This window comes from Maribacter sp. MS6, assembly GCF_056839185.1.
Genome location: NZ_CM166389.1, coordinates 3,420,990 through 3,442,939, shown reverse-complemented (window position 1 = coordinate 3,442,939; position 21,950 = coordinate 3,420,990). Strand labels below are relative to the sequence as shown.

General features: G+C 39.9%; 20 protein-coding genes. 7 read left to right on the top strand and 13 right to left on the bottom strand.

Annotation, left to right across the window (positions count from 1 at the left end):
* Positions 1 to 176: 176 nt before the first annotated feature.
* A complete protein-coding gene (locus tag MS6x_RS15035; protein WP_482603284.1) occupies positions 177 to 1,472 on the top strand; it encodes a DASH family cryptochrome in 1,296 nt (431 codons plus the stop codon).
* 36 nt (positions 1,473 to 1,508) lie between these two features.
* Complete coding sequence (locus MS6x_RS15030) at positions 1,509 to 3,041, top strand: cryptochrome/photolyase family protein (protein WP_482603283.1); 1,533 nt, start codon at positions 1,509 to 1,511, stop codon at positions 3,039 to 3,041.
* A gap of 332 nt (positions 3,042 to 3,373) precedes the next feature.
* On the opposite strand, the gene MS6x_RS15025 is transcribed toward MS6x_RS15030, so the two are convergent.
* From MS6x_RS15025 to MS6x_RS15010, 4 genes are all read right to left on the bottom strand, one after another.
* Entirely contained in the window at positions 3,374 to 3,922 is a 549-nt protein-coding gene (locus MS6x_RS15025) for a ClpP family protease (protein ID WP_482603282.1), read from the bottom strand.
* Positions 3,923 to 4,004: 82 nt separating this feature from the next.
* Positions 4,005 to 4,832, bottom strand: a complete 828-nt coding sequence (locus tag MS6x_RS15020) for a mechanosensitive ion channel family protein (RefSeq protein ID WP_482603281.1) — start codon at positions 4,830 to 4,832, stop codon at positions 4,005 to 4,007.
* A 7-nt stretch (positions 4,833 to 4,839) separates the two neighbouring features.
* Positions 4,840 to 5,031 carry a hypothetical protein gene (locus MS6x_RS15015; RefSeq protein WP_482603280.1) on the bottom strand — a complete coding sequence of 64 codons (192 nt, stop codon included), beginning with the start codon at positions 5,029 to 5,031 and terminating at the stop codon, positions 4,840 to 4,842.
* Positions 5,032 to 5,661, bottom strand: coding sequence for an RNA polymerase sigma factor (locus tag MS6x_RS15010; protein ID WP_482603279.1), 630 nt, complete (start codon positions 5,659 to 5,661; stop codon positions 5,032 to 5,034).
* A 79-nt stretch (positions 5,662 to 5,740) separates the two neighbouring features.
* On the opposite strand from MS6x_RS15010, the gene MS6x_RS15005 reads away from it, so the two are divergent.
* Positions 5,741 to 6,424 carry a hypothetical protein gene (locus MS6x_RS15005; RefSeq protein WP_482603278.1) on the top strand — a complete coding sequence of 228 codons (684 nt, stop codon included), beginning with the start codon at positions 5,741 to 5,743 and terminating at the stop codon, positions 6,422 to 6,424.
* A 104-nt stretch (positions 6,425 to 6,528) separates the two neighbouring features.
* On the top strand, positions 6,529 to 7,695 hold the full coding sequence (locus MS6x_RS15000; RefSeq protein ID WP_482603277.1) for a peptidase associated/transthyretin-like domain-containing protein: 1,167 nt from the start codon (positions 6,529 to 6,531) through the stop codon (positions 7,693 to 7,695).
* Between the two features lie 24 nt (positions 7,696 to 7,719).
* Here MS6x_RS15000 and MS6x_RS14995 read toward each other — a convergent pair whose 3' ends face one another.
* The 3 genes from MS6x_RS14995 to MS6x_RS14985 form a co-directional block, all read right to left on the bottom strand.
* Positions 7,720 to 8,877 (bottom strand): MFS transporter, encoded by a 1,158-nt coding sequence (locus MS6x_RS14995; RefSeq protein ID WP_482603276.1) that lies wholly within the window; start codon positions 8,875 to 8,877, stop codon positions 7,720 to 7,722.
* An 83-nt stretch (positions 8,878 to 8,960) separates the two neighbouring features.
* Positions 8,961 to 10,229, bottom strand: a complete 1,269-nt coding sequence (kynU, locus tag MS6x_RS14990) for a kynureninase (RefSeq protein WP_482603275.1) — start codon at positions 10,227 to 10,229, stop codon at positions 8,961 to 8,963.
* 67 nt (positions 10,230 to 10,296) lie between these two features.
* Positions 10,297 to 10,761, bottom strand: coding sequence for a GNAT family N-acetyltransferase (locus tag MS6x_RS14985; protein ID WP_482603274.1), 465 nt, complete (start codon positions 10,759 to 10,761; stop codon positions 10,297 to 10,299).
* Positions 10,762 to 10,818: 57 nt separating this feature from the next.
* On the opposite strand from MS6x_RS14985, the gene MS6x_RS14980 reads away from it, so the two are divergent.
* On the top strand, positions 10,819 to 11,460 hold the full coding sequence (locus MS6x_RS14980) for an O-methyltransferase (protein WP_482603273.1): 642 nt from the start codon (positions 10,819 to 10,821) through the stop codon (positions 11,458 to 11,460).
* On the opposite strand, the gene MS6x_RS14975 is transcribed toward MS6x_RS14980, so the two are convergent.
* The 6 genes from MS6x_RS14975 to MS6x_RS14950 all read right to left on the bottom strand — a co-directional run bounded on the left by MS6x_RS14975 (position 11,423) and on the right by MS6x_RS14950 (position 16,861).
* Positions 11,423 to 11,998, bottom strand: a complete 576-nt coding sequence (locus tag MS6x_RS14975; protein ID WP_482603272.1) for a phosphatase PAP2 family protein — start codon at positions 11,996 to 11,998, stop codon at positions 11,423 to 11,425. The two genes, MS6x_RS14980 and MS6x_RS14975, sit on opposite strands and share 38 nt — an antisense overlap.
* 3 nt (positions 11,999 to 12,001) lie before the next feature.
* The gene (locus MS6x_RS14970; RefSeq protein ID WP_482603271.1) at positions 12,002 to 12,340 is read right to left on the bottom strand and encodes a Sec-independent protein translocase subunit TatA/TatB; all 339 of its coding nucleotides are present in this window, start codon (positions 12,338 to 12,340) and stop codon (positions 12,002 to 12,004) included.
* A gap of 81 nt (positions 12,341 to 12,421) precedes the next feature.
* Positions 12,422 to 14,731: a M1 family metallopeptidase gene (locus tag MS6x_RS14965; RefSeq protein WP_482603270.1), complete on the bottom strand. Its 2,310-nt coding sequence runs from the start codon at positions 14,729 to 14,731 to the stop codon at positions 12,422 to 12,424.
* Between the two features lie 61 nt (positions 14,732 to 14,792).
* Positions 14,793 to 15,296, bottom strand: a complete 504-nt coding sequence (locus MS6x_RS14960) for a DUF6702 family protein (protein WP_482603269.1) — start codon at positions 15,294 to 15,296, stop codon at positions 14,793 to 14,795.
* 49 nt (positions 15,297 to 15,345) lie between these two features.
* A complete protein-coding gene (locus MS6x_RS14955; protein ID WP_482603268.1) occupies positions 15,346 to 16,047 on the bottom strand; it encodes a carboxypeptidase-like regulatory domain-containing protein in 702 nt (233 codons plus the stop codon).
* A gap of 64 nt (positions 16,048 to 16,111) precedes the next feature.
* Positions 16,112 to 16,861 (bottom strand): peptidase associated/transthyretin-like domain-containing protein, encoded by a 750-nt coding sequence (locus MS6x_RS14950; protein WP_482603267.1) that lies wholly within the window; start codon positions 16,859 to 16,861, stop codon positions 16,112 to 16,114.
* A 280-nt stretch (positions 16,862 to 17,141) separates the two neighbouring features.
* Between MS6x_RS14950 and MS6x_RS14945 the strand changes: the two genes are divergently transcribed.
* Together MS6x_RS14945 and MS6x_RS14940 are read left to right on the top strand one after the other, a co-directional pair.
* On the top strand, positions 17,142 to 20,684 hold the full coding sequence (locus MS6x_RS14945) for a hypothetical protein (protein WP_482603266.1): 3,543 nt from the start codon (positions 17,142 to 17,144) through the stop codon (positions 20,682 to 20,684).
* On the top strand, positions 20,684 to 21,850 hold the full coding sequence (locus tag MS6x_RS14940) for a T9SS type B sorting domain-containing protein (RefSeq protein ID WP_482603265.1): 1,167 nt from the start codon (positions 20,684 to 20,686) through the stop codon (positions 21,848 to 21,850). Before MS6x_RS14945 ends, MS6x_RS14940 begins: the two co-directional genes overlap by 1 nt.
* Positions 21,851 to 21,950 lie beyond the last annotated feature (100 nt).

Genomic DNA, 21,950 nt, shown 5'->3' with positions numbered 1-21,950 from the left:
GAAGCAGAAGTAAATGTTAGGCAATTGTTATTGGCCGCATGGTATGCACCAATAGTTAAGCCATTAGGCATCTTGCCAAGGCTTACATGAGGTCTTCCCCACGAAAAATTGGCAAAAAGCGAACAGCCTTTAATGATTTTTGAATTGAACACAATTTCAATACGTAAAGCAAAGAGATGACAAATTTAGTTTGGTTTAGGAACGATTTACGAGTAGCGGACAATCCAACACTTACCGCAGCTAGTGAAGGCACTAAAGTAATAGCTGTATATTTTTTTAATCCAAAGCATTATGAAACGACAAAATATGGCTTTAAGAAAACCGAAAAATTTCGTGCCACCTTTCTTCTGGAATCCGTAGCTGAATTGAAAGCGAATTTAGAAAAACTAAACATTAGCCTTTTAGTATTCCATGATAAACCGGAGAATATACTTCCAGATATTATAAAATCAGAATCCGTAAGCCATATTTTCTTGCAAAAAGAATGGACTCGAGAAGAAAATCTAGAGCTGTTTCATGTCGTTAAAAATATTCCTGCTGCTGTAGAAGTACACGAAACCTACAACCAGTTCCTATTTCATCCAGAAGATATTCCATATCATAACTATAGTCAAATACCGGAAGTATTTACGGGCTTTAGAAAGAAATGTGAAAAATACACTGCGGTTAGGCCTCTTTTGCCCATTCCCAAAATATTTCCAATAGAGAACTTACTAACAAACATTCCCAAAACACCTACCTTAAAGACTTTAGGGTTCAAGGACTTTGAATCAGATTCTCGATCAGCATTTCCTTTCAAGGGTGGGGAACAACAGGCATTGAAGCGTATACAGCACTATTTCTGGGAAAGCAAAAAACTAGCCTATTATAAAAAAACTAGAAACGGTCTGGTTGGTACGGACTACAGTTCCAAACTATCCGCTTGGTTGGCAAACGGAAGTGTGTCGCCACGAACTATTTATTGGGAGGTAAAACGATTCGAGCAGGAAGAAGTTAAAAATCAAGATACCTACTGGCTTATTTTTGAACTGATCTGGCGCGATTTCTTCAAATACATCTCCCTTAAACATGGGAACGCTATTTTTCTACAAGGTGGAATATTGGAAAAAGAGTATGAGTGGACATATTCCGAAGACAATATGCAAAAATGGGTCAATGGAACTACCCCAGAGCCATTCGTGAATGCCAATATGAAGGAAATAGCAGCTACAGGCTGGATGAGTAATCGCGGTAGACAGAATGTAGCTAGTTTCTGGTCCAAGGAATGGCAGCAAGATTGGCGTTACGGAGCTGCCTATTTTGAGAGTATGCTTATAGATTATGACGTACACAGTAATTGGGGTAATTGGATGTATAATAGCGGTGTAGGGAATGACCCCAGAGACCGTAAATTCAACATTGCGCGTCAAGCGGATATGTATGACGCACAGGGTAAATTTCAACGTTTATGGTTGCAGGACACATTATTTTAACCTAGCCTAGAACGTAGAACCAAAATATAATCAGAAATGAAAACGTTACGACTCATATTAGGAGATCAGCTCAATCAAAAACATTCTTGGTTTCAATCCGTAGATGATGATATCACCTATATTATGGCAGAAATGCGACAGGAGACAGATTATGTAAAGCATCATATCCAAAAAGTAGTCGCCTTCTTTTCAGCGATGCGTAGTTTTTCTGATGATCTATCTTCCAAAGGACACCAATTTATTTACCTAAATATTACCGATAAACATAACCCCCAAGACCTCGAAAAAATAATTAGAAAATACATTAGCGAGACCAAAGCTGAAAAATTTGAGTATCAATTACCGGACGAATACCGATTGGACCAACAGCTTAAGCAAATTTGTTCAAATTTAGAAGTGAAGACAAGCACGGTTGACACAGAACATTTTTACACGGAACGGTACGAACTCAAGAGCTTTTTTAAAGGAAAGAAGCAACTCATCATGGAGTCCTTTTACCGCATGATGCGAAAGAAGCACGATGTTATGATGGTTAATGGTCAACCGGATGGAGGTAAATGGAACTACGACCAAAGCAATAGAAAAAAATGGAAAGGCACCCCAGAAATTCCGCATGAACGCGGATTTAGAAAAGATGTCTCACAAGTGCTGAAAGGGATTAAAGATGCCGGGGTAGAAACTTTTGGGGAAATAGAGGCCAAGAACTTTAGTTGGCCCACAAGTAGGGCAGATTGTTTATCCGTGTTACGTTATTTCTGTAAGGAATTGTTAGTCCATTTTGGAGACTACCAGGATGCGATGCATACCAACGAAAAATACTTATTTCATTCACGTGTATCTTTCGCTATGAATGCCAAAATTCTATCTCCAAAAGAAGTAATTGACGCTGTATTGGAGCATTACTACGAGAACACGAATGAAATTCACATATCACAAGTGGAAGGTTTTGTTCGACAAATATTGGGATGGCGCGAGTACATGCGTGGTATCTATTGGAAAGAAATGCCTGAATACGGCGACTTGAACAAGCTAGAAAACCATAATTCCCTGCCCGACTTTTTCTGGACTGGAAAGACCAAGATGAACTGCCTTAAACATGCCGTTGGCCAGAGCCTTACGGATGCTTATGCACATCATATACAAAGGCTTATGATTATTGGCAATTACGCCCTATTGACGCAAATTGATCCAAATGAAGTAGATGCCTGGTATCTAGGTGTCTACATAGATGCCATAGAATGGGTAGAAATTACCAATACGAGAGGTATGAGCCAGTTTGCAGACGGTGGTATCGTAGCCACAAAACCTTATGTAAGCAGCGGAAACTACATCAACAAAATGAGTAATTATTGTGGCGGTTGTGCCTATAAGCATACCGAAAAACTAGGAGAAAATGCCTGCCCCTTTAATGCGCTTTATTGGAACTTTTTAGATGAAAAAAAAGAACATTTCAAGAATAATAACCGCATGGCCATGATGATGAATTTATTAAAGAAAAAGGATGAAAATGAACTACATGAGCTCAGGGATAGAGCTCAACAAATCATAGCCAACCCTGATCAATATTAGAACTTTAGGTGAAAAGTAGTTCTTCCAACTCCATTCGTTAACGCTATTATTAAAACGTTTACTACATGGTTTAAGATACAGACGGTTTGATTATAAAGTGTCCAGAGATTTTCGCATAAATTATGTTGAGGATGTACCAACCGCTACCATATGCCTTAGTACCAGTGGATCTCAAGAAATAATATTGATTTGTTAACCTACCGGAAGAAAATGTAGCGGTATAAAATGACTCCAGTAGTTATGGTACACAAAATAAACATATTGGTATTCATTAAACACAAAAAAACCTTTGTAAACAAAGGTTTTTTTTATGTTCTAACTTTTAGTTATTTCTATTCTAATATACCATCTACAATACCGTATGCTATAGATTCTTCGGCATTCATCCAATAGTCCCTATCAAAATCCTTTAAGACTTTTTCAAATTTCTGACCACAATTATCAGCCAATAGCTGGGCACTTAATTCTTTGGTCTTAATAATTTCTCGCGCTTGTATTTCTATATTGGATGCCTGGCCCCTAGCACCCCCACTTGGTTGGTGAATCATTACCTGAGCGTGTGGCTGTATAAAACGTCTCCCTTTTTTCCCTACGGACAATAGAATAGACCCCATGGACGCAGCTAAACCGGTACAAATAGTAGAAACGGGACTTTTTAATGCTTTTATGGTATCGTACATCGCAAAACCCGAGGTTACATAACCGCCTGGGCTATTAATATATAATTGAATTTCCTTATTGTTTTGCAAATCCAAATACAACAATCTATCTATCACATGTTTGGCAGAATCATCATCTACCATGCCCCAAAGAAATACCTTTCTTTCCTCTAACATTTTTTCATCGATAGTCTCTTGTATCTTGCCTTTTTTAGAGCTCATAATTCATTTTATTTTTGAATTTCAAAATTAGTGAAATAATTAATAAAGATATAATCAGTTGTACTTGGTTTAAGAAAAAACATTAGTCGTCTAGCGCTACGGTATTATCGGTTATCTTTTTAATCGGTACTACAATTTTTCCCTTTTTGGTTTTTACTACCATGGAGATATGGTCAATAGCCTCGATTTTCCCCTCTACATCCATAAATCTAATCGTATCACCAACCTCATAAATCTTTCTAGTGTAAAAAGTACGTAACAAATCTCCAACAATTTCTTTTGATCCTAATCCAAGGGCTAAGGAAAAAGCCAAAAGGAAAGCTCCTAAAACAAGGCTAAAATTACTGGTAATGATTTCTGTATCTACACCAGCTTGATTTAGTGCCGTAATGGATACAAAAAAAGTAATCAAGTAAAAAATGGCACCGCTAACCATTTTTATTCCTCCAACACCAAGAGACTCCATTAGCTTGATTACGGCTTTTTTCACAATCGTTGCCAAATAGAGGCCTCCTATAAGAATTAATAATGCACTTATTAAGGTTGGTAGGTATCCAAAAAGAGAATAAATAGCATCAGAAATGGCTTGCAATCCTAATAATTGGGCCAATACTACAGTAAATATTAATATCAGTAACACTTTTACCGTATTCAAAATGACCTTTAGCAAATCAATTGACAATTGCTTATTACCAAAGAGTTTAGTATCGGCTACGCGTTGGGACAGCACATCTATCTTAGCCGCCTTTAGCATCCTTTTCAATATAAAAAGTACTAGCTTTATAAGCAACCAAGCAATAAGCAGACCAAGTAGTCCAAGTATTATTTGTGGTATCATCTGGGTTGCAGATGCTATTAACCCACCAAAACTATCGGTTAAAGTATCCTGTAATTCACTGAGTGTTTTCATGTAACGATTATTTATTTTTAGTAGTAGTTTTCAAAAGTCCAGTAATCAACGAGGCATAATCTTTAGTGAAGAGAGTAGCCATTTCCATAATCAGCTTCGCCATAGCCACATCGTTCATCACTTTTTGACGTAATTCTGGTGGAACATCCTTTAGATCTCCCTGAAGCCTCTCAAACGGATTTATTTTTCTTTCTGACATTTAGGGTAATGAATTATAGGTTTCTATTACTCTAGCTTTCGCACGTTTCAATCTCATTTTAACAGCACTACTTCCTAATTCCATAATGGACTCAAGCTCTTTTATAGAAACACCGTCCTGATACTTTAACAGCAACAAGGTCTTCTCTTCTGGTTCAATAAGCTCTAAGGCCCGTTTTAATTTTTCTACTTGTAAGTCCAGTAAACTTTCATCTGTAACCTCTACCGAAAGTTTATACTCCGTATCCTCAATAGTACTCGCTTTGTCACTTATTTTTCTTCCCTTATCCCTATTTACATAATTAACACAAAAATTATAGGTAAACGAATACAGCCATGTAGAAAACTTGGATTTTCCTTTGAACGAACCTAATTTTACAAACAACATCAAGAAAATATCCTGAGTTAAATCCTCGGCCTCTTTTTGGGATTTCGCAAAGCCATAACATTTGTTATACACCATTTTTGCGTACCTGTCATAAAGTACACCAAACATAGTAGAGTCCTTTTTCTCAACAATTTTTTTTACAAGCTCCGCATCGGATATGTCTTTAAAAGGGTCATCAGAATCCAATTTGGTTTTGAATTGGTTACTAATGATAATTAGACACAATTTTCTTAAGAAGGTCACTATCAGGCTTTTTTAGAACTACGCAAAAATAGGTCAAAGAATCAGCAATCTATATATTTGTGTAAAATTACAAATAGATATGAAAAAGATTTTAGTTGTTTGCTTGGCTACACTTAGCCTAGCTTTTGGTTGTAAAGAACAACAGAAAGCCCCTGAAGAGAATATTGAACCCGTGGTGAAGGAAATGAATATTCCTTACCAAGTAGCCAACGCCAATGGCTTTGCCAATTGGGCAAAAGTAAATAACATTACTTTCACCTTTAATGTAGACCGCAACGCATCACATTTTGAGCGTACTTGGTCCTGGGCACCGAAGACAAACGATGTTATTTTTATGACACGGGAAGATACTGTTGCCTATAACAGAAAAGCGGTAGATACCATTCTTGCCAAAACAGATGCCGGGTTTATCAATGATAAATTCTGGTTATTAGCACCCTATCAGCTTGTTTGGGATGAAAACGGATATACCTATGAACATGAAACTACATCAACCGCACCAATATCCCAAAGGCCTATGCAAAAACTAACGATTGTTTACGGCAACGAAGGTGGGTATACCCCAGGAGACGCATACGATTTTTATTTTGAAGACGATTTAATACTTAAAGAATGGGCCTTTAGAAAAGGAAATCAAGAAGAACCAAATATGGTGACCACTTGGGAAGGGTACAAAAATGTCGAAGGGCTAAATATTGCAACGATGCACCAAAGAACAGATGAAGATTTTAAACTTTTCTTTACAGAAATAACGGTGGACTAATACTTCAGTAGGTTTCGTGTTTTTCAATTTTACATTCGTGAGCTGGGGTAGGATAATTATAGTTGAATATATCTTGGTTTAATTTTAGTGTTTTTAAACTACTTATGACCAAAAATCTACTATTGGTTTTAATTTGCGGTGTATTTAGCGGTTACAGCCAACAATCGCATTCTGGTATTGTGGTTGCAGCAAATGGTAAGGAACCGTTAGAATTCGTATCTGTTTTCAACCGTACAGATGATACGGCCACTAATGAAGACGGGCGGTTTAACTTTTCCTCGAAATTAGATTCCGTTTTCTTTTATAGCCCGGGTTATGAAAAATTAGAAACTACATTTAGCACATTACGGGATACAATTTACTTACAAAAAAACATCGTTAACCTAGATGAAGTAGTTGTAACCAATGCAAAAACGATTCTTCAGCGGATAAAAGATTCTATACACCGTAATTATCTTTTAACTCCCCACACCGAAACCTTTTTCATTAGGGCTTTGCTTAGGCGAAACGATACTATTGTACGCCTACAGGACATGCAAGGCAAGGTAAAACGAAAAACATCCCTCTATACCGGCGACTTGGAACTGTATAAAAATGATTATGAGGTAGAAGTATTACAAATGCGGCAAGTTGGCATAAAAAAAGACCAAAATAATGTCTATTTTATTTTTCCCTCCTTCTTTAGGATTTTTAGTGAGTTCGTACGAATAAATGCCATGGGGCCAGATTTTGAAGTAACAGAAAATCCTCTGGAGAACACCAATGACATCAATGTAACGTTTACCTATGGAGATGGAAAAAATACAGGACTACAATACGGTGAATACCTTATCAATGAAAATGACAATGCGATATTATCGTTTAATGTAACCGTTGTTCCGATCCTACCTGAATCCAAACAGAACGAAACTCAATATGACCGCACTACACGTTTGGAGAGTGCTACCTTTTTTAAAAAAGAAACCTCGTCCGACCGGTATTATATTAATTATGCCAAACAGAAAGCTACAATAAGTACCAAGCGAAAAGAACATTCAAAGGCAACAGTATTTGAAATAGAGCTTATCCTACACACTACAAATCCTTTTACTTCTGCTAATGTTAATAGCAACGTGAACGAACACAAGGATATTTTCAAACTAAAAATCCCTTATAACGAGGCGTACTGGCAAGCGCAAAATCAATTGTTGCTAACGGACGAAATGTTGGAGTTCCTTGCTAGATTAAATGATGACAATACCGAGTTTAAAATCCGAACAAATTTGGATTGAACTTTTTACAGTTTTTAAAACTGATTAAGTACGATTCGCTTGCTTCTTCTTTAGGGCCACCGTAATTCCTAAAATAATGACCGCACATCCTAGTAGCGCCACAAAACTGGATTTTAACGATGAAGTTTCTGCCAAGAACCCTAGAATAGGCGGGGCACATAGAAATCCTGCGTAACCCGTACCAGCAATAAAGGCAATGCCTTGGGATGAATCCACACCTTTTACATTACCTCCAATTCTAAAAACTTCCGGTATCATTACGGAAAATCCTAAGCCTCCAAGAGCAAATCCTGCGATGGCCAAATAGGTATTTTCCGTTAATACCAATCCATATCCTATCAAGGATAGGATTGTTCCTAGCGCAATCATCTTTACGGAACCTAGTTTCTCACTCACCGCATCGCCCAGAAAACGTCCTAAGGTCATGGTAATCTGAAAACCTAAAAAACCAGCTCCCCATAGCGCTTCGGGTGCAATACTTACTTCCTTTAAATAGAGGCCGCTCCAATCTACGATAGCCCCTTCGCTTCCCATAGCAATAAAGGATATTAATCCCAACAAAAACAAAGGTTTAAACAACTTTAGACTAAAGCCTTCAGTTTCTTCTTTGGCAGCCAAAACATCAATAAATCGCTTATAGAACATAACATTGACTAGTAAAACTAAAGCAACCGCCAAGCCCATGTGTAATACGGGATTACCTAACGGACCTATCAAAAAACTACCAATTCCAGCAAGGACACCACCCAAACTAAAAAACCCGTGGGAGGCCGACATGAACTTTACCCTATCCTTTTTTTCTACCTCTGTCACTAAGGTATTCATAGAAATATCCGTAAACCCGTTAGACGCTCCGAATAAGAAAAGAGCACCCATTAAGGCGTAATAGTTAGGAGCCAATAACGGCAACATGGCCGCAGCACAACTCAACAATACCCCATAAAAGGTGGCCTTGCCCACGCCTAACTTATTAACAATAGCAGATGCAAACGGAAAAACGGTAAACACGCCCAGCGACAAGAAAAAGATGGCAAAACCAAGTTCCGACTTGTCAATAGCTAAGGATTCCTTTACCTGAGGAATATAAATAGCCCATGTGCCAAATAGAATATTAAGGCTCGCGAAGACCCATGAAGGACCAAAATAATTGGCGTTGGTTAGTATTAAACGTAATGATTTCATTAGCTAAAAAAGCTTTGGATGTATTTATGGCCGGAGTTAGCCTCCTAAATAATTTTCATCCGCAAATGTAATACAGAAGAGTGCTATTTGGATAAAATACCTTGTTTTAAAATTTGTCCAAATCGATACATATCCTCATAGGAGCAATAGAATGGTGCGGGCGCCAAACGAATAACATTGGGCTCACGCCAATCTGTAATTACGCCATTTTCCATTAGGTAGTTGAACAAGGCTTTTCCTTCGCCATGTAAAAAAACAGAGAGTTGGCAGCCTCTATCCGTTGGTGTAATAATTTCAAATGAACTATCTACCTCGGTATCTATTTCCTTCAAAATAAATTCAAGATATGCCGTAATTTTATTTCTTTTTTCAATTAGCCTTGGCATTCCAACCTCTTCAAATAATTCTAGCGAGGCCAAATATGGTGCAACTGACAGTATAGGGGCATTACTAACTTGCCAGGCATCTGCATTTTCCATAGGTTCAAACTCAGGTTTCATTAAAAACCGAGTGTCCTTTTTGGTTCCCCACCATCCCTCGAAACGCGGAATATCTTTTCTGTTCAAGTATTGTTGGTGAATATAAATGCCTGAGGCATTACCTGGTCCACTGTTCATATATTTATAGCTGCACCATGCGGCAAAATCTGCTCCCCAATCGTGTAGTTTTAGTTCAACATTACCTACACCATGGGCCAAATCCCAACCTACATTGGCACCAACAGCTTTACCGGCTTTAGTAATCGCTTCCATATCCAGGACCTGCCCATTGTAGTAGTTAACACCACCCACAAGCACTAGTGCCAACTCATCCCCTACCTCATCAATTTTGTCCAAAAAATCTTGGGTTCGCCAAGAATGTTCCCCGTCCTGTTTTTTAACTTCTACAATGGTGGTTTTTGGGTCTAATCCGTGGAAGCGAGCCTGACTTTGCAACATATACTGGTCACTGGGAAATGCTTTCTCTTCGCAAATTATCTTGTATCTTTTGGCGGTGGGTGTATAAAAAGAAACCATCAGTAGATGCAGGTTTACCGTTAAGGTATTCATTACCGACACCTCTTCCGGTAGGGCACCTACAACTTTAGCTAAAGGCTCGGCCAAACGTTCATGGTAGTCCCACCAAGGTTTTTCGGCATAAAAATGGCCTTCAACAGCCAACTGAGCCCAGTCGTCCATGACATCATCTACATATTTTTTGGTACGCTTGGGCTGCAGTCCCAAGGAGTTTCCAGTAAAATAGATGACATCTTTCCCATTGATTTTTGGAAAATGAAATTCGTTTCTATACGTATGTAACGGATCTTCTTTGTCCAGTTCTTGAGCAAAAGAAAGTGTATTTTCAAATGTCATAGCCTAATTTTTATGTAAAAATAGTCATCTGGCCGCAAAGAAGCATCAAAGTCGGTATAATGAAGATTCATTCTCCACTGACCCAGCGCATTTCTACAATGTGCTTTTTAAATCCTACCTTTTCATAAGCACGTAAGGCCGCAGTGTTTTCATCGTAGACCGTAAGTCTAATTTCCGAAAGTCCTCTGGTAGTAGCCCAATCTTTAAGCGCAAATAGTATTTTACCATTTAGCCCGTGACCCCTATATTCTGGTAGGGTAAACATATAGCCCAAATAGGCGTAATTGGCATGGTTCAGATAAGGTTTTGCAGTTTTTTCCAAACCATAGCCGCAACTCACAATTTCATTGTTGTGCGTCGCTACCAAGACCACAGCTTTGGTATTATTAATTAAAGCTCCTAAATCATAGTAAGAAATAGGATCTTGTGCCAATGTCTCGTCAAACGGGCGTTCTGCTTTAATAATACCCTGCTCTAGTCCTTTTAAAACATCCAAATCGGCTGTTGTTGCTTTTCTAATCTGTATATTCATAAGGTTTCCAAAGCTATAAAATAATGTATTAATCGGTACTTTTGCAAAAAGAAACCCATGCATTTTCTCTCCACCCTACTAGAAGATTATATTACAGATAATTCTCAGTCCGAACCCGAATTACTGACAGCGCTAGTGCGCGAAACGCATTTAAAAGTAATACAACCCAGAATGCTTACCGGTCATTTTCAGGGTAGGGTGCTAAGCTTGTTGTCTAAAATCATCAATCCAAAGTATATATTGGAAATAGGCACCTACACAGGATATTCCGCTTTATGCTTAGCAGAAGGATTACAGGAGAATGGAGAACTGCATACAATAGATGTAAATGCAGAGCTGTGGGACATTCAGCGAAAGTATTTTGATAAAAGCGGGTATGGTGAACGCATAATTCAGCATACAGGAAACGCCCTAGACCTAGTGCCTAAACTTAACAAAACGTTTGATTTGATTTTTATCGATGCAGAAAAAAAGGACTACCTAAACTATTTAGACATGATACTGCCCCACACGAAATCCGGTACCGTAATCCTCTCGGATAATGTGCTATGGTCTGGGAAAGTAATAGAGCCGTTAGATGCTAAGGACAAAACGACCAAAATAGTATTAGAATACAATGAAACGCTTGCCAGTCATTCTTTGCTGGATACCGTACTACTGCCTATTCGTGATGGCTTAACCCTAAGTAGGGTAAAATAAGTCTATTGTGCAACCAATAAAACAAAAAGGCGGAAAGCGTACCCACCAACGCTCCGACGATTAAATCTATTGGAAAATGAACGCCAACATAAATTCTGCTTGTAGCAAACAAAAATGGCCAAAGGTAAAAAACAGGAACCCATTTAAATTTGTTCCTCAACAGTAGCACTACCATTGTGGTAATTGAAAACGATGAGGATGCATGGCCAGAAAAAAAGCTATAGCCTTTAGAGCTTTGTAATATTCTTATAAAACTGTTAATCTGCAAATCATTATTAGGTCTTAACCTCGCAACAATTTCCTTTGTTAAATCTGTAAGGGTAAGCACAAAAAAGAATAAAACGAGAACAGCTAGTATACTGTACAATGCCTGTTTTTTAGGAAAGGCTTTAAAGAATAAAAAAACGAATAAAAGAAATAAGGGAATCCAAGTGGATATGGTAGTAACCGTAGACCAGAATAAGTCGTATTGCTCTATACCAAGGCTATTTAAATAAATGAACGTTTCCCTGTCCCAGTCTAATAACTTTTGGACCATGGATTACTTCCGTTTAATAGAACCCGCAGCATCACCAATACTTTTACCAATATCACCAAAACCTTTTTTAACATCTTTGGCAATTCCGGTATCTATGCTACTTTTTACGTCATCGATATCTTTCTGGATATCTGTTATGACACTGGTATCTATTCCTTGTTTATCCGCACTTTTCTGAATTTCACGTTTAATGTCATCGGTTGCATCGCGCAACTGCCTCATGCCTTTACCAAGGCCTTTTGCTATGCCTGGGATTTTATCGGCACCGAAAACCATCACCACTATAAACATGATGAAAAATATCTCACCCCCGCTTATGAATAAAAAATGTGTTGACATCATACTACAAATATAAACAAGTTTCTTATCGGAATAAAAAAAGCCCCGTTGATTAACGAGGCTTTTTAAAAGAATTAAGATTTACTATTTTCCCTTCATCTTTTCCTTGAAAGAATCAAATTCATTTTGACCCTCCTTCTTGGGCCAAGAATTGTTTGTAGTATCAATATCGGCTGTTTCCAATTTAGGATCGACAATGACTCCTTTTAGTTCGGTTGCTGAAGAAATAACAACCTTAACTTCCTTATCGTTCTTTCTCCAAATTTCAGCAGGATAGGTTATATTTTCCACCGTTCCATCAGCATAGGTATACTCTACGATTAAAGGCATTGGTATTCCTCCTGGTTTGTTGTACGTAACTTCATAAAAATACTTTGGCTCTTTTACCGCCGCTCGTTCTGCTGCGGTCATATTGTCCATCATAAATTCTTTTAACGATTGTGAACTTTCCGAGGGCGATTTTCCTTTTAAATTTACATCAAAATCCTCGCTTTCTTCATCTGCCAAATATACCATTGGGGGAAGATCTGCCTCGGTCATGTTTCGTGCAGCCAAATACTCTTGCATTTTTTTGCTAGGTTTATCGCTTACATAGTATTTTTTGATACCCTCTACACCTATATCTACATAATCTGTAGTATAGAACCATCCTCTCCAAAACCAATCTAAATCCACCGCAGAAGCATCTTCCATGGTTCTAAAGAAATCTTCAGGTGTTGGATGCTTAAACATCCATCTTTGGGCGTATGTTTTAAAGGCATGGTCAAAAAGCTCCCTACCCATGACCGTTTCTCTCAAAATATTCAATGCGGTTGCTGGTTTACCGTAGGCATTTGGTCCTAATTGATATACATTTTCGGGATTGGACATTATCGGTGATATCGTACTCTGATCACCGCTCATATAAGGTACAATTTTGGCAGGTGCACCCCTTCTCGAAGGGTAGGCATCGTTAGGAGCAACGGCCTCTGGAAATTCTTCACCAAATTCCTGCTCTGCTACATACTGCATAAAGGTATCCAAACCTTCATCCATCCAACCCCATTGACGCTCATCGGAATTGACGATCATTGGAAAAAAGTTATGACCTACTTCATGAATAATCACACTGATCATCCCATATTTTACACGATCAGAGTACGTACCATCTTCGTTAGGCCGTCCGTAATTCCAGCAAATCATTGGATATTCCATTCCTTGATTTTTAGCATGAACAGATATCGCCTTTGGATATGGATAATCAAACGTATGTGACGAATAAGACTTTAAGGTGGCAGCTACCGCCTTTGTAGAATACTCTTCCCACAAAGGGTTGCCTTCTTTGGGATACATGGATATGGCCATTACATCTTTTGAACCAATTTTTACCGCTTGCATGTCCATGATAAACTTACGGGAGGTAGCAAAACCAAAATCGCGCACATTTTGCGCCTTCAACTTCCATGTTTTTGTTTTATTCGAAAAACCTTTTTCCAAAGCCTCTACCTCTTCTTGGCTAACGATGATTACTGGTTTATCATACGACTTCTGCGCTTGCTCGTAACGCTTCATCATTTCCTTGGTATACACTTCTTTTCTATTTTGAAGCACGCCCGTACCATCTAAAATATGATCGGCGGGTACCGTAATGTTTACTTCGTAATTCCCAAAAGGCAGTGCAAATTCGCCACTTCCCCAAAACTGATGGTTTTGCCATCCTTCAACATCACTGTAAACAGCCATTCTTGGAAAAAATTGGGCAATAACATACGCACGGTTACCATCTTTAGGAAAGTATTCAAATCCGCTTCTTGCTCTATTTACGGTATGATCTGGAATATTATAATTCCATTTTATGGAAAAAGAAAACTTTTCGCCACTTTTTAAGCCAGTGGGAAGATCTATCCGCATCATGGTGAAATTAATAGTATACGGCAAAGCTTTGCCCGCTGTATCCTTTACATAGTCAATATTAAAGCCACCATCAAAAGGTTCCCCCATATATTTTCCTGCAAAACTTCCGGGTTGTTCCGCTAGAGGAACGCCGCCGCCGTTACGTAGCGGGGCTTTTGAATCCTTGGCCCGAACATTTTGATCTAATTGCACCCATAAATAGGCTAGTTCGTCAGGAGAATTGTTCGTGTATGTAATGGTTTCTTCACCATAAATTTTAGCTTCTTTATCATCCAAACGAATATCCATTACATAGTCCGCCTGCTGTTGGTAATAATCTGGGCCAGGCGCTCCTGATGCGGAACGATAGGTGTTTGGCGTGGCGAACTCCTCATACAATTGTTTGAACTTGCTCTGGTTGTAATGTCCAGGCTCTTTTTCTTTTTGTCCTTCTTCTTGTGCAACGGCAACCGCTGCGAAGAGGAATAAAATAGACGCAAAAGCGTATTGAATTTTTTTCATTTTATGTGTAATTATTTAATGTTGGGAAATTAAAGTTTTTCAAAGGATTTCTTAATATCTGTTACAAATTTAACATTCCTTTAGTATCGGATTTTAGCAGTACAAAACTTTTCTTGTTGCCGTCTATGTTAAAATGCACTACATTTTGTTGCTCATCGAACAGATCCGTCAGAATTTCATTTTCTACTCCTATCGAAATCACATTTTGGAGGTCAATGTTAGGAACTTCAACGTAGAGAATCACAACATCCGTTTCGTACTTTTTACCAAGTAGGGTGTAATCCGCAGTTTTACCATTGCGCGTAATGCGGAACTTGGAACGCACATACTTTTCAAGGTATTCTTGATCCACGGTAGATTCGTCTTCAGTCCCAAGTACGGCATCAATACCATAGCGCTCCTTTAACACCGTATTCATGTCATCCACAAAAACCCTAGTGGTTATTTGTAATGCATTATCCTTTTGGGAGTATTTTATATTGGTAACGCTGATATAAAACTTGTGTACCGTTCCAAAGGCAAACAAGGGCAGTAAAAACAACAAGAGAATTTTTTTTATTTTCATCTTTAAAACTATATCATTCAAAGAGCAAACTGTGTACCAAAGATAGGAATTACTCCAAATTATTGTTTTTCCTATAGGCCCTACTTCGCTTTTCCATATACGACCATATCCGTAACACGTCGTGGGCATCTACCAAAGACTGAAACTCACTATCTATTTCGCAGAAATACAGGAAATCATCAATTTTTGTCTCCGGTATACCAAGCTTGGTGCTATATAGGGAATCGGCATAAAACTCACGAACCCGTTCCGTTCTATCGTATAATGTATTGCGTGCTACCCGCTCTTTTAACATCTTGGTACGGCCCGAAATTGCATTTAACAGTGGTGTAACCGGTAACAAACCACCTCCGGAAGTTGCCTCGTAAAGCTCCCGTTCAGATTTTGTTGGAATACGCACATGGGCATTGGGAAGACCTAATGATTCTGCGCTTACCACTGGGTCCGTTTTAATAATCAGAATGTCTTTGGAAATATCTCCGGTAAGGTTGTAGGGAGTAACTACAACCTCATCGAGCTCCGTTAACTCATCCTCCAAGGGAACGGACACCAAATTACTTTCCAGCATTTCCTGGGTAACTACCATTACTTTTTTCTTGAATTGTACAGCGGAAAATACCAGGGTATCATTAAGGGTAACAGTAATTGCAAAAAACCCGTTGTTATTGGTAATCGTGGCTTTGTTCAAAGTGATATTCATTACATGGGTAGCTGCCACATCGCCGTCCGAACTAGTTACTTTTCCTTCCAAAGTTTTATTAGGTACCACTTGGGAAAAACCATAAGTTCCTACAAAACATAGGACGTAAAACAACCTACTCCTCATTCAGCTCCGCTAGAAAAGTTTTGCTGTGGTTAACTAATGCATCTATTAACTGAAATTCGTTCTCTTTTTTAAGTAGGGTCGTTGCCGGCATTTTGGTGTCACAATAGAACAAAAAAGCATCGATTTTATCTTGTGGCAATTTTAGATCTACTACAAAAAATTGGTCATCATATACCTGTCTAAGTACTTGACTAACCTTCAGTTTTGGACCTTCTTCCGGTAAAATATCCTTTGATTTGAATAATGCCCTAAAAATATTTGCAAAATTAAGACCGTTCTGCATTCCCCTATCCAAATCGGACATTGCTACGTTTTCTACTTCCGTTTCCCGGTCAATTTCATACTCGAAGCCTTTAAATTCCTCATTTTTAACCTTTAAGTAACTTTCTGGATCATCAGGTGTAATCACTACTTCGTCCAACTCGGTCACCTTTTCATTTACCGTAACCACTAGCCGGTTTTTATCAAGGAGTTCTTGGGTAATGCCTACCAATTTATATTGGTAGTTTACCGCCGTAAACGCCAACTCGTCTCCAACCCTGACTTCAATTGCAAATTCACCTTGTTCATTGGTAATGGTTGCTTTTTCGGATGTCGTGTTAATAACATACTCATTGGCTACAGGAATATTCTGGTAAATTACTTTACCCATGAGTAGCCTTCGGTCATTGTCTTGGGCTCTTACAATGGAAGCGGACATAACCAAAAGGAACGCGAGCAGGATTTTCGTTGTTTTCATCTAATAGTATTACTATTTGCTTAATAATCTCTAAAGAAAAGCTATGTTACGATCTTTTAAAAGCAGGCAACAATAAACTTTTGTTAATTTCCGAATAGTTACTCAATATCGCTAAAAAAATGCGTCCTATTTTACAGTACCAGAAAAAACGAACTCCATTCAACGATTTTTGTCTTCACTTTATCCTAAAGGTATAATATTTTAAAGGCTATTCTTAAATTGGCATAGAGATAATCTTATTTTTGTCTTCCTGCTATTTTTAAAGCTAAAACACCTCATTATGAAACCAATAGTCATTTTAGCACTGCTCCTAAGTTTGAGTTCCACTGTTGTATTTGGGCAAATAAAAATAGGAGACAACCCGCAGAATATCAATGCTTCTTCGGTACTGGAATTGGAAAGCACGAACAAGGTCTTGGTCATTACCCGCGTTACCAACGCAGCAATGGAGTCGATTACCCCACTAAGAGGCGGCGTGGTATATAATACCGATACGCAGTGTCTCCATTATTATAATGGCACGGAATGGATAAACCTCTGCGACGCGGTTAGTTTTAGCCTTACCAATGACCCTATTGAAAATATAACACGTACTATAAGCATCGTAGATAACGGTGGCACGATAAACCTAGAGGTTGCACCAAATAGCATACGTAGCGAAAATATAGTAGATGGTGGCATTAATGGGGATGATATTCAGGACAACTCCATAGGGGAAAGTAAGCTGGGGGCAGATTCCGTTAGCGCGAATGAACTTAGAGATAATTCTGTAGGTTCTACCGAGGTCATAGATGGAAGTATTACACCGGCAGATATTGCCAATTCTGGTCCAAACCAGGTGCTAACGACCGATGCAACCGGACTCGTTAATTGGGTAAACGCAAGCGATATAAGTGGCGTAGTTACCGATGTTACCACGATTACGGGCACCGGAATTGCCGGGGATGAACTTGCCATTTCTGATGCGGTGCAGAATGCTATTTCAGTAAATGCTTTAAACATTGCCGAACATATTGGAACCGACATGGATACCGATGACAGGAATGAGCTTACGGATTTGTCCTATGATGCTGCAACCAATACGCTGAGTCTTACAAGATCAGATGTAGGAACTACCGTTGATTTAGGAGGATTGAACAATGCGGGGACGGATAATCAGACCTTGGGTTTAATTGGAAATACCTTGGCTATCACTGGAGGAAACGATGTGAATTTGGCAGGTTATCTAGATAATACAGATGAACAAGTTATAAGCATAAACCCAGCAGGCACTAGAATTTCGTTGACCAATGGTGGATTTGTAGATTTACCTGCTGGCACCGTAAATACAGATAATCAACAACTAAGTATTAATCCAGCAGGAACAAGAATTTCCTTAACCGATGGTGGTTTTGTGGACTTACCTGCGGGTACTGTAGACACCGATAATCAAAGTATTACTGGTGGAGCAGTTGTTGGTAACGATTTACGTATTGACATAGAAGATGGCACATCTGGATTAATCGACATATCTTCATTAACAGTTACCGGCACCGATAACCAAAGTATTCTAGGAGGGGCCATTGTTGGAAACGATTTACGTATTGATATAGAAGACGGTGTCTCTGGAACAATTGATATATCCGCGCTAATTGCAGCTGGCACGGACAGTCAGAATTTAACTGGTGCCACTTTAAGCCCTACAAACATTCTACAAATTGACATCCAAAATGGAAACTCAACTACTGTTGATTTAAATCCGCTAGTGGGAGCAGGTACTCAAAACTTGATTAGCGTATTAACAGAAGGTGCTAGCGCTGGAAATCTTCAAATCAATGAGGTTGCAGATCCTACCTTACCTCAAGATGCAGCGACCCAAAATTACGTAGAGACGAGAATCGCAACGATTTTAGCTTCGGGAGGTGTTGACGGAGTCGTCTCTACCATAACACCCTCGGCAACAGGGTTTGACGTAACGGGAGCTAACGGGGGGTTCAACGGCGCAGTGGACCTTGACGCAACATTCGCTACCGACCTTCAGGTAACCGGTGCAATCGCAGCTTCCGCTGCCCTCGATCTTGACCAAGACGCAGGTAACGAAATCCAAGTACTATCAAACGTAGGAAACACCATTTCACTCTCGAACGGCGGCGGCGACGTTACAATTCCAGCAGGAGCTGCGGACGGAGTCGTCTCTACCATAACACCCTCGGCAACAGGGTTTGACGTAACGGGAGCTAACGGGGGGTTCAACGGCGCAGTGGACCTTGACGCAACATTCGCTACCGACCTTCAGGTAACCGGTGCAATCGCAGCTTCCGCTGCCCTCGATCTTGACCAAGACGCAGGTAACGAAATCCAAGTACTATCAAACGTAGGAAACACTATTTCACTCTCGAACGGCGGCGGCGACGTTACAATTCCAGCAGGAGCTGCGGACGGAGTCGTCTCTACCATAACACCCTCGGCAACAGGGTTTGACGTAACGGGAGCTAACGGGGGGTTCAACGGCGCAGTGGACCTTGACGCAACATTCGCTACCGACCTTCAGGTAACCGGTGCAATCGCAGCTTCCGCTGCCCTCGATCTTGACCAAGACGCAGGTAACGAAATCCAAGTACTATCAAACGTAGGAAACACCATTTCACTCTCGAACGGCGGCGGCGACGTTACAATTCCAGCAGGAGCTGCGGACGGAGTCGTCTCTACCATAACACCCTCGGCAACAGGGTTTGACGTAACGGGAGCTAACGGGGGGTTCAACGGCGCAGTGGACCTTGACGCAACATTCGCTACCGACCTTCAGGTAACCGGTGCAATCGCAGCTTCCGCTGCCCTCGATCTTGACCAAGACGCAGGTAACGAAATCCAAGTACTATCAAACGTAGGAAACACCATTTCACTCTCGAACGGCGGCGGCGACGTTACAATTCCAGCAGGAGCTGCGGACGGAGTCGTCTCTACCATAACACCCTCGGCAACAGGGTTTGACGTAACGGGAGCTAACGGGGGGTTCAACGGCGCAGTGGACCTTGACGCAACATTCGCTACCGATGCAGAACTCACAGCACTGTCCGTTAACGATGCCGATTTTGACCCGAACAACGAAATACAGTCCATTACTTCGCCAGATGGATCGATTACCGTTTCTCCTGCTGGAGTCAATGACTTTGCAATTTCTATAGGAACGATTTCTGGTGGACCTTCTGGTCTAATTGCAGCAAATAGCTTAACGCAAGGAGATATTGGCCCCGGCGCTATTGGCCCCAGCGAAATTCAGTCAGATGCTGTTTCTTCTGATGAAATTGAAGATGGAACGGTACTTAATGATGATATTGGCTTTGGAATAGCTGGTTCAAAAATAATTCCAAATTTTGTCGCTCAAGATATTATTACTACGGGAAATATAACCGGCGCTATCTTCAATGCCGCAGGAATAATAAATGCTGCAGGAGGTATAAATAGCACTGGCGCGATAAATTTAAATGGTATAGCGCTTATTCCCGACTACGTCTTCCAAAAATACTTTACAGGAACCTCAACACTAAATGACAACTATAATTTCCAAAGCCTAAAGGAAATCGAACAATTCGTAAAACAAAACCAACATTTACCGGGAGTGCAATCTGCCGCTGCGATAAAAAAACAGGGGTACTGGAATTTAGGCGAAGCCTCAAGAATCAACCTCGAAAAAATAGAAGAACTATTCCTACATACCATAGAACAGGAAAAGAAAATTAGCGCGCTAAAGCAAACTAACGAAACCATGGCTACCGAAATAGAGCTGCTCAAAACGCAACTGGAAGAAATCAAAAAAATGGTGCTAGCGACCAACAAAAACTAATGCAAAAATTGCTCTACATACTTTTTATGCTTTTGGCAGTCGGTACAGCTGCCCAAACCGCCCTATACAATACCGGCAACCTGAGCATTCACGAAAACGGTAATTTGGGCTTTCACACCAATCTGATCAACGAGGCTCCTTTCGATACCAATTTGGGCTTGGCGGGGTTCTACAGTATGGATGCACTTACCGTTTCGGGCTCGGTGGTTCCCCTATTCTATGATGTTGAAATTATGCTGGAAAACGGTCTAAACTTAAGCCTAGGAATCGATAATACGAACAACACCACCTTTATTCTAGGGGATATCATCACACCAAAAAATGAAGACGACATCTACTACAACTTTTTAGATTCGGACGGCTTTTATATTGGGGAAGGCGACCTTACCAAGGTCAATGGCTTTGCAGCGATATCCAACCAGCAGAATTTTGTTTTTCCCGTAGGAGATGACACCTATTTGAGACCGGTTACCCTAAGTTCCGAAAGCACTACCCTTTTTGCGAAATGCGCCTATTTCTTTGAGGACCCTAGCTCCCCACTTTCCTTTAACGATTCCTTTGACACCAACGAATTGGGACGTGAATTGGAGCGTGTAAGTGCGGTGGAGTTTTGGGAATTGGAAAGCGATGTGGTTTCAACCGTAAATCTCAGCTGGAATGGTAGGAGCAACATGGGCATTTTAACCGATGATAGCACCACCATTGTGCTGGCCGGCTGGAGCAAGGCCAACAATCGTTGGGAGAACTTAGGCGCAAGTTCGGTCGTAGGCAACTTGGAAGAAGGTTTTTTGACATCGCTTGCATTTGTGCCCAACGACTATGAAATCATAGGCCTTGGCGTGTCAAAAATACCTTTCGAACCCTTGGCCAAAGAAGTCCTAAGTCTAGAAAATTACTTTGTCTCCCCGAACGGAGATGGGGTAAATGACTTTTTATTTATCCCCGAATTAGAAGAATCTCCAAATAACTTCCTGCAAATCTATGACCGTTATGGATTAAAAGTTTTTGAAATGCAAAACTATACAAATGAATTCAGTGGCTTTTCCAACCTAAACAATGTGCCCTTTAACAAAGAAATAGGTCTCCCGAGTGGTGTCTATTTTTATACCCTTTTTATGGTGGAGGCAAATTTAAACTACCAAGGCTTTCTCTATTTGGCACGGTAATCTTTTCGTCCGCATTTTCTCGGAAAGGTCTAAACCATCTTGACTTAATTTTCACACTTTAATTGTCCTTACGGTCAATTCGCGCTATTTCCTGATAGTT

Excerpts from the sequence above, each read along its gene's own strand:
- MS6x_RS15035 (WP_482603284.1), top strand. The coding sequence starts at position 177 with ATGACAAATTTAGTTTGGTTTAGGAACGATTTACGAGTAGCGGACAAT.
- MS6x_RS15030 (WP_482603283.1), top strand. The coding sequence starts at position 1,509 with ATGAAAACGTTACGACTCATATTAGGAGATCAGCTCAATCAAAAACAT.
- MS6x_RS15025 (WP_482603282.1), bottom strand. The coding sequence starts at position 3,922 with ATGAGCTCTAAAAAAGGCAAGATACAAGAGACTATCGATGAAAAAATG.
- MS6x_RS15020 (WP_482603281.1), bottom strand. The coding sequence starts at position 4,832 with ATGAAAACACTCAGTGAATTACAGGATACTTTAACCGATAGTTTTGGT.
- MS6x_RS15015 (WP_482603280.1), bottom strand. The coding sequence starts at position 5,031 with ATGTCAGAAAGAAAAATAAATCCGTTTGAGAGGCTTCAGGGAGATCTA.
- MS6x_RS15005 (WP_482603278.1), top strand. The coding sequence starts at position 5,741 with ATGAAAAAGATTTTAGTTGTTTGCTTGGCTACACTTAGCCTAGCTTTT.
- MS6x_RS15000 (WP_482603277.1), top strand. The coding sequence starts at position 6,529 with ATGACCAAAAATCTACTATTGGTTTTAATTTGCGGTGTATTTAGCGGT.
- MS6x_RS14995 (WP_482603276.1), bottom strand. The coding sequence starts at position 8,877 with ATGAAATCATTACGTTTAATACTAACCAACGCCAATTATTTTGGTCCT.
- kynU (WP_482603275.1), bottom strand. The coding sequence starts at position 10,229 with ATGACATTTGAAAATACACTTTCTTTTGCTCAAGAACTGGACAAAGAA.
- MS6x_RS14985 (WP_482603274.1), bottom strand. The coding sequence starts at position 10,761 with ATGAATATACAGATTAGAAAAGCAACAACAGCCGATTTGGATGTTTTA.
- MS6x_RS14980 (WP_482603273.1), top strand. The coding sequence starts at position 10,819 with ATGCATTTTCTCTCCACCCTACTAGAAGATTATATTACAGATAATTCT.
- MS6x_RS14975 (WP_482603272.1), bottom strand. The coding sequence starts at position 11,998 with ATGGTCCAAAAGTTATTAGACTGGGACAGGGAAACGTTCATTTATTTA.
- MS6x_RS14970 (WP_482603271.1), bottom strand. The coding sequence starts at position 12,340 with ATGATGTCAACACATTTTTTATTCATAAGCGGGGGTGAGATATTTTTC.
- MS6x_RS14965 (WP_482603270.1), bottom strand. The coding sequence starts at position 14,731 with ATGAAAAAAATTCAATACGCTTTTGCGTCTATTTTATTCCTCTTCGCA.
- MS6x_RS14960 (WP_482603269.1), bottom strand. The coding sequence starts at position 15,296 with ATGAAAATAAAAAAAATTCTCTTGTTGTTTTTACTGCCCTTGTTTGCC.
- MS6x_RS14950 (WP_482603267.1), bottom strand. The coding sequence starts at position 16,861 with ATGAAAACAACGAAAATCCTGCTCGCGTTCCTTTTGGTTATGTCCGCT.
- MS6x_RS14945 (WP_482603266.1), top strand. The coding sequence starts at position 17,142 with ATGAAACCAATAGTCATTTTAGCACTGCTCCTAAGTTTGAGTTCCACT.
- MS6x_RS14940 (WP_482603265.1), top strand. The coding sequence starts at position 20,684 with ATGCAAAAATTGCTCTACATACTTTTTATGCTTTTGGCAGTCGGTACA.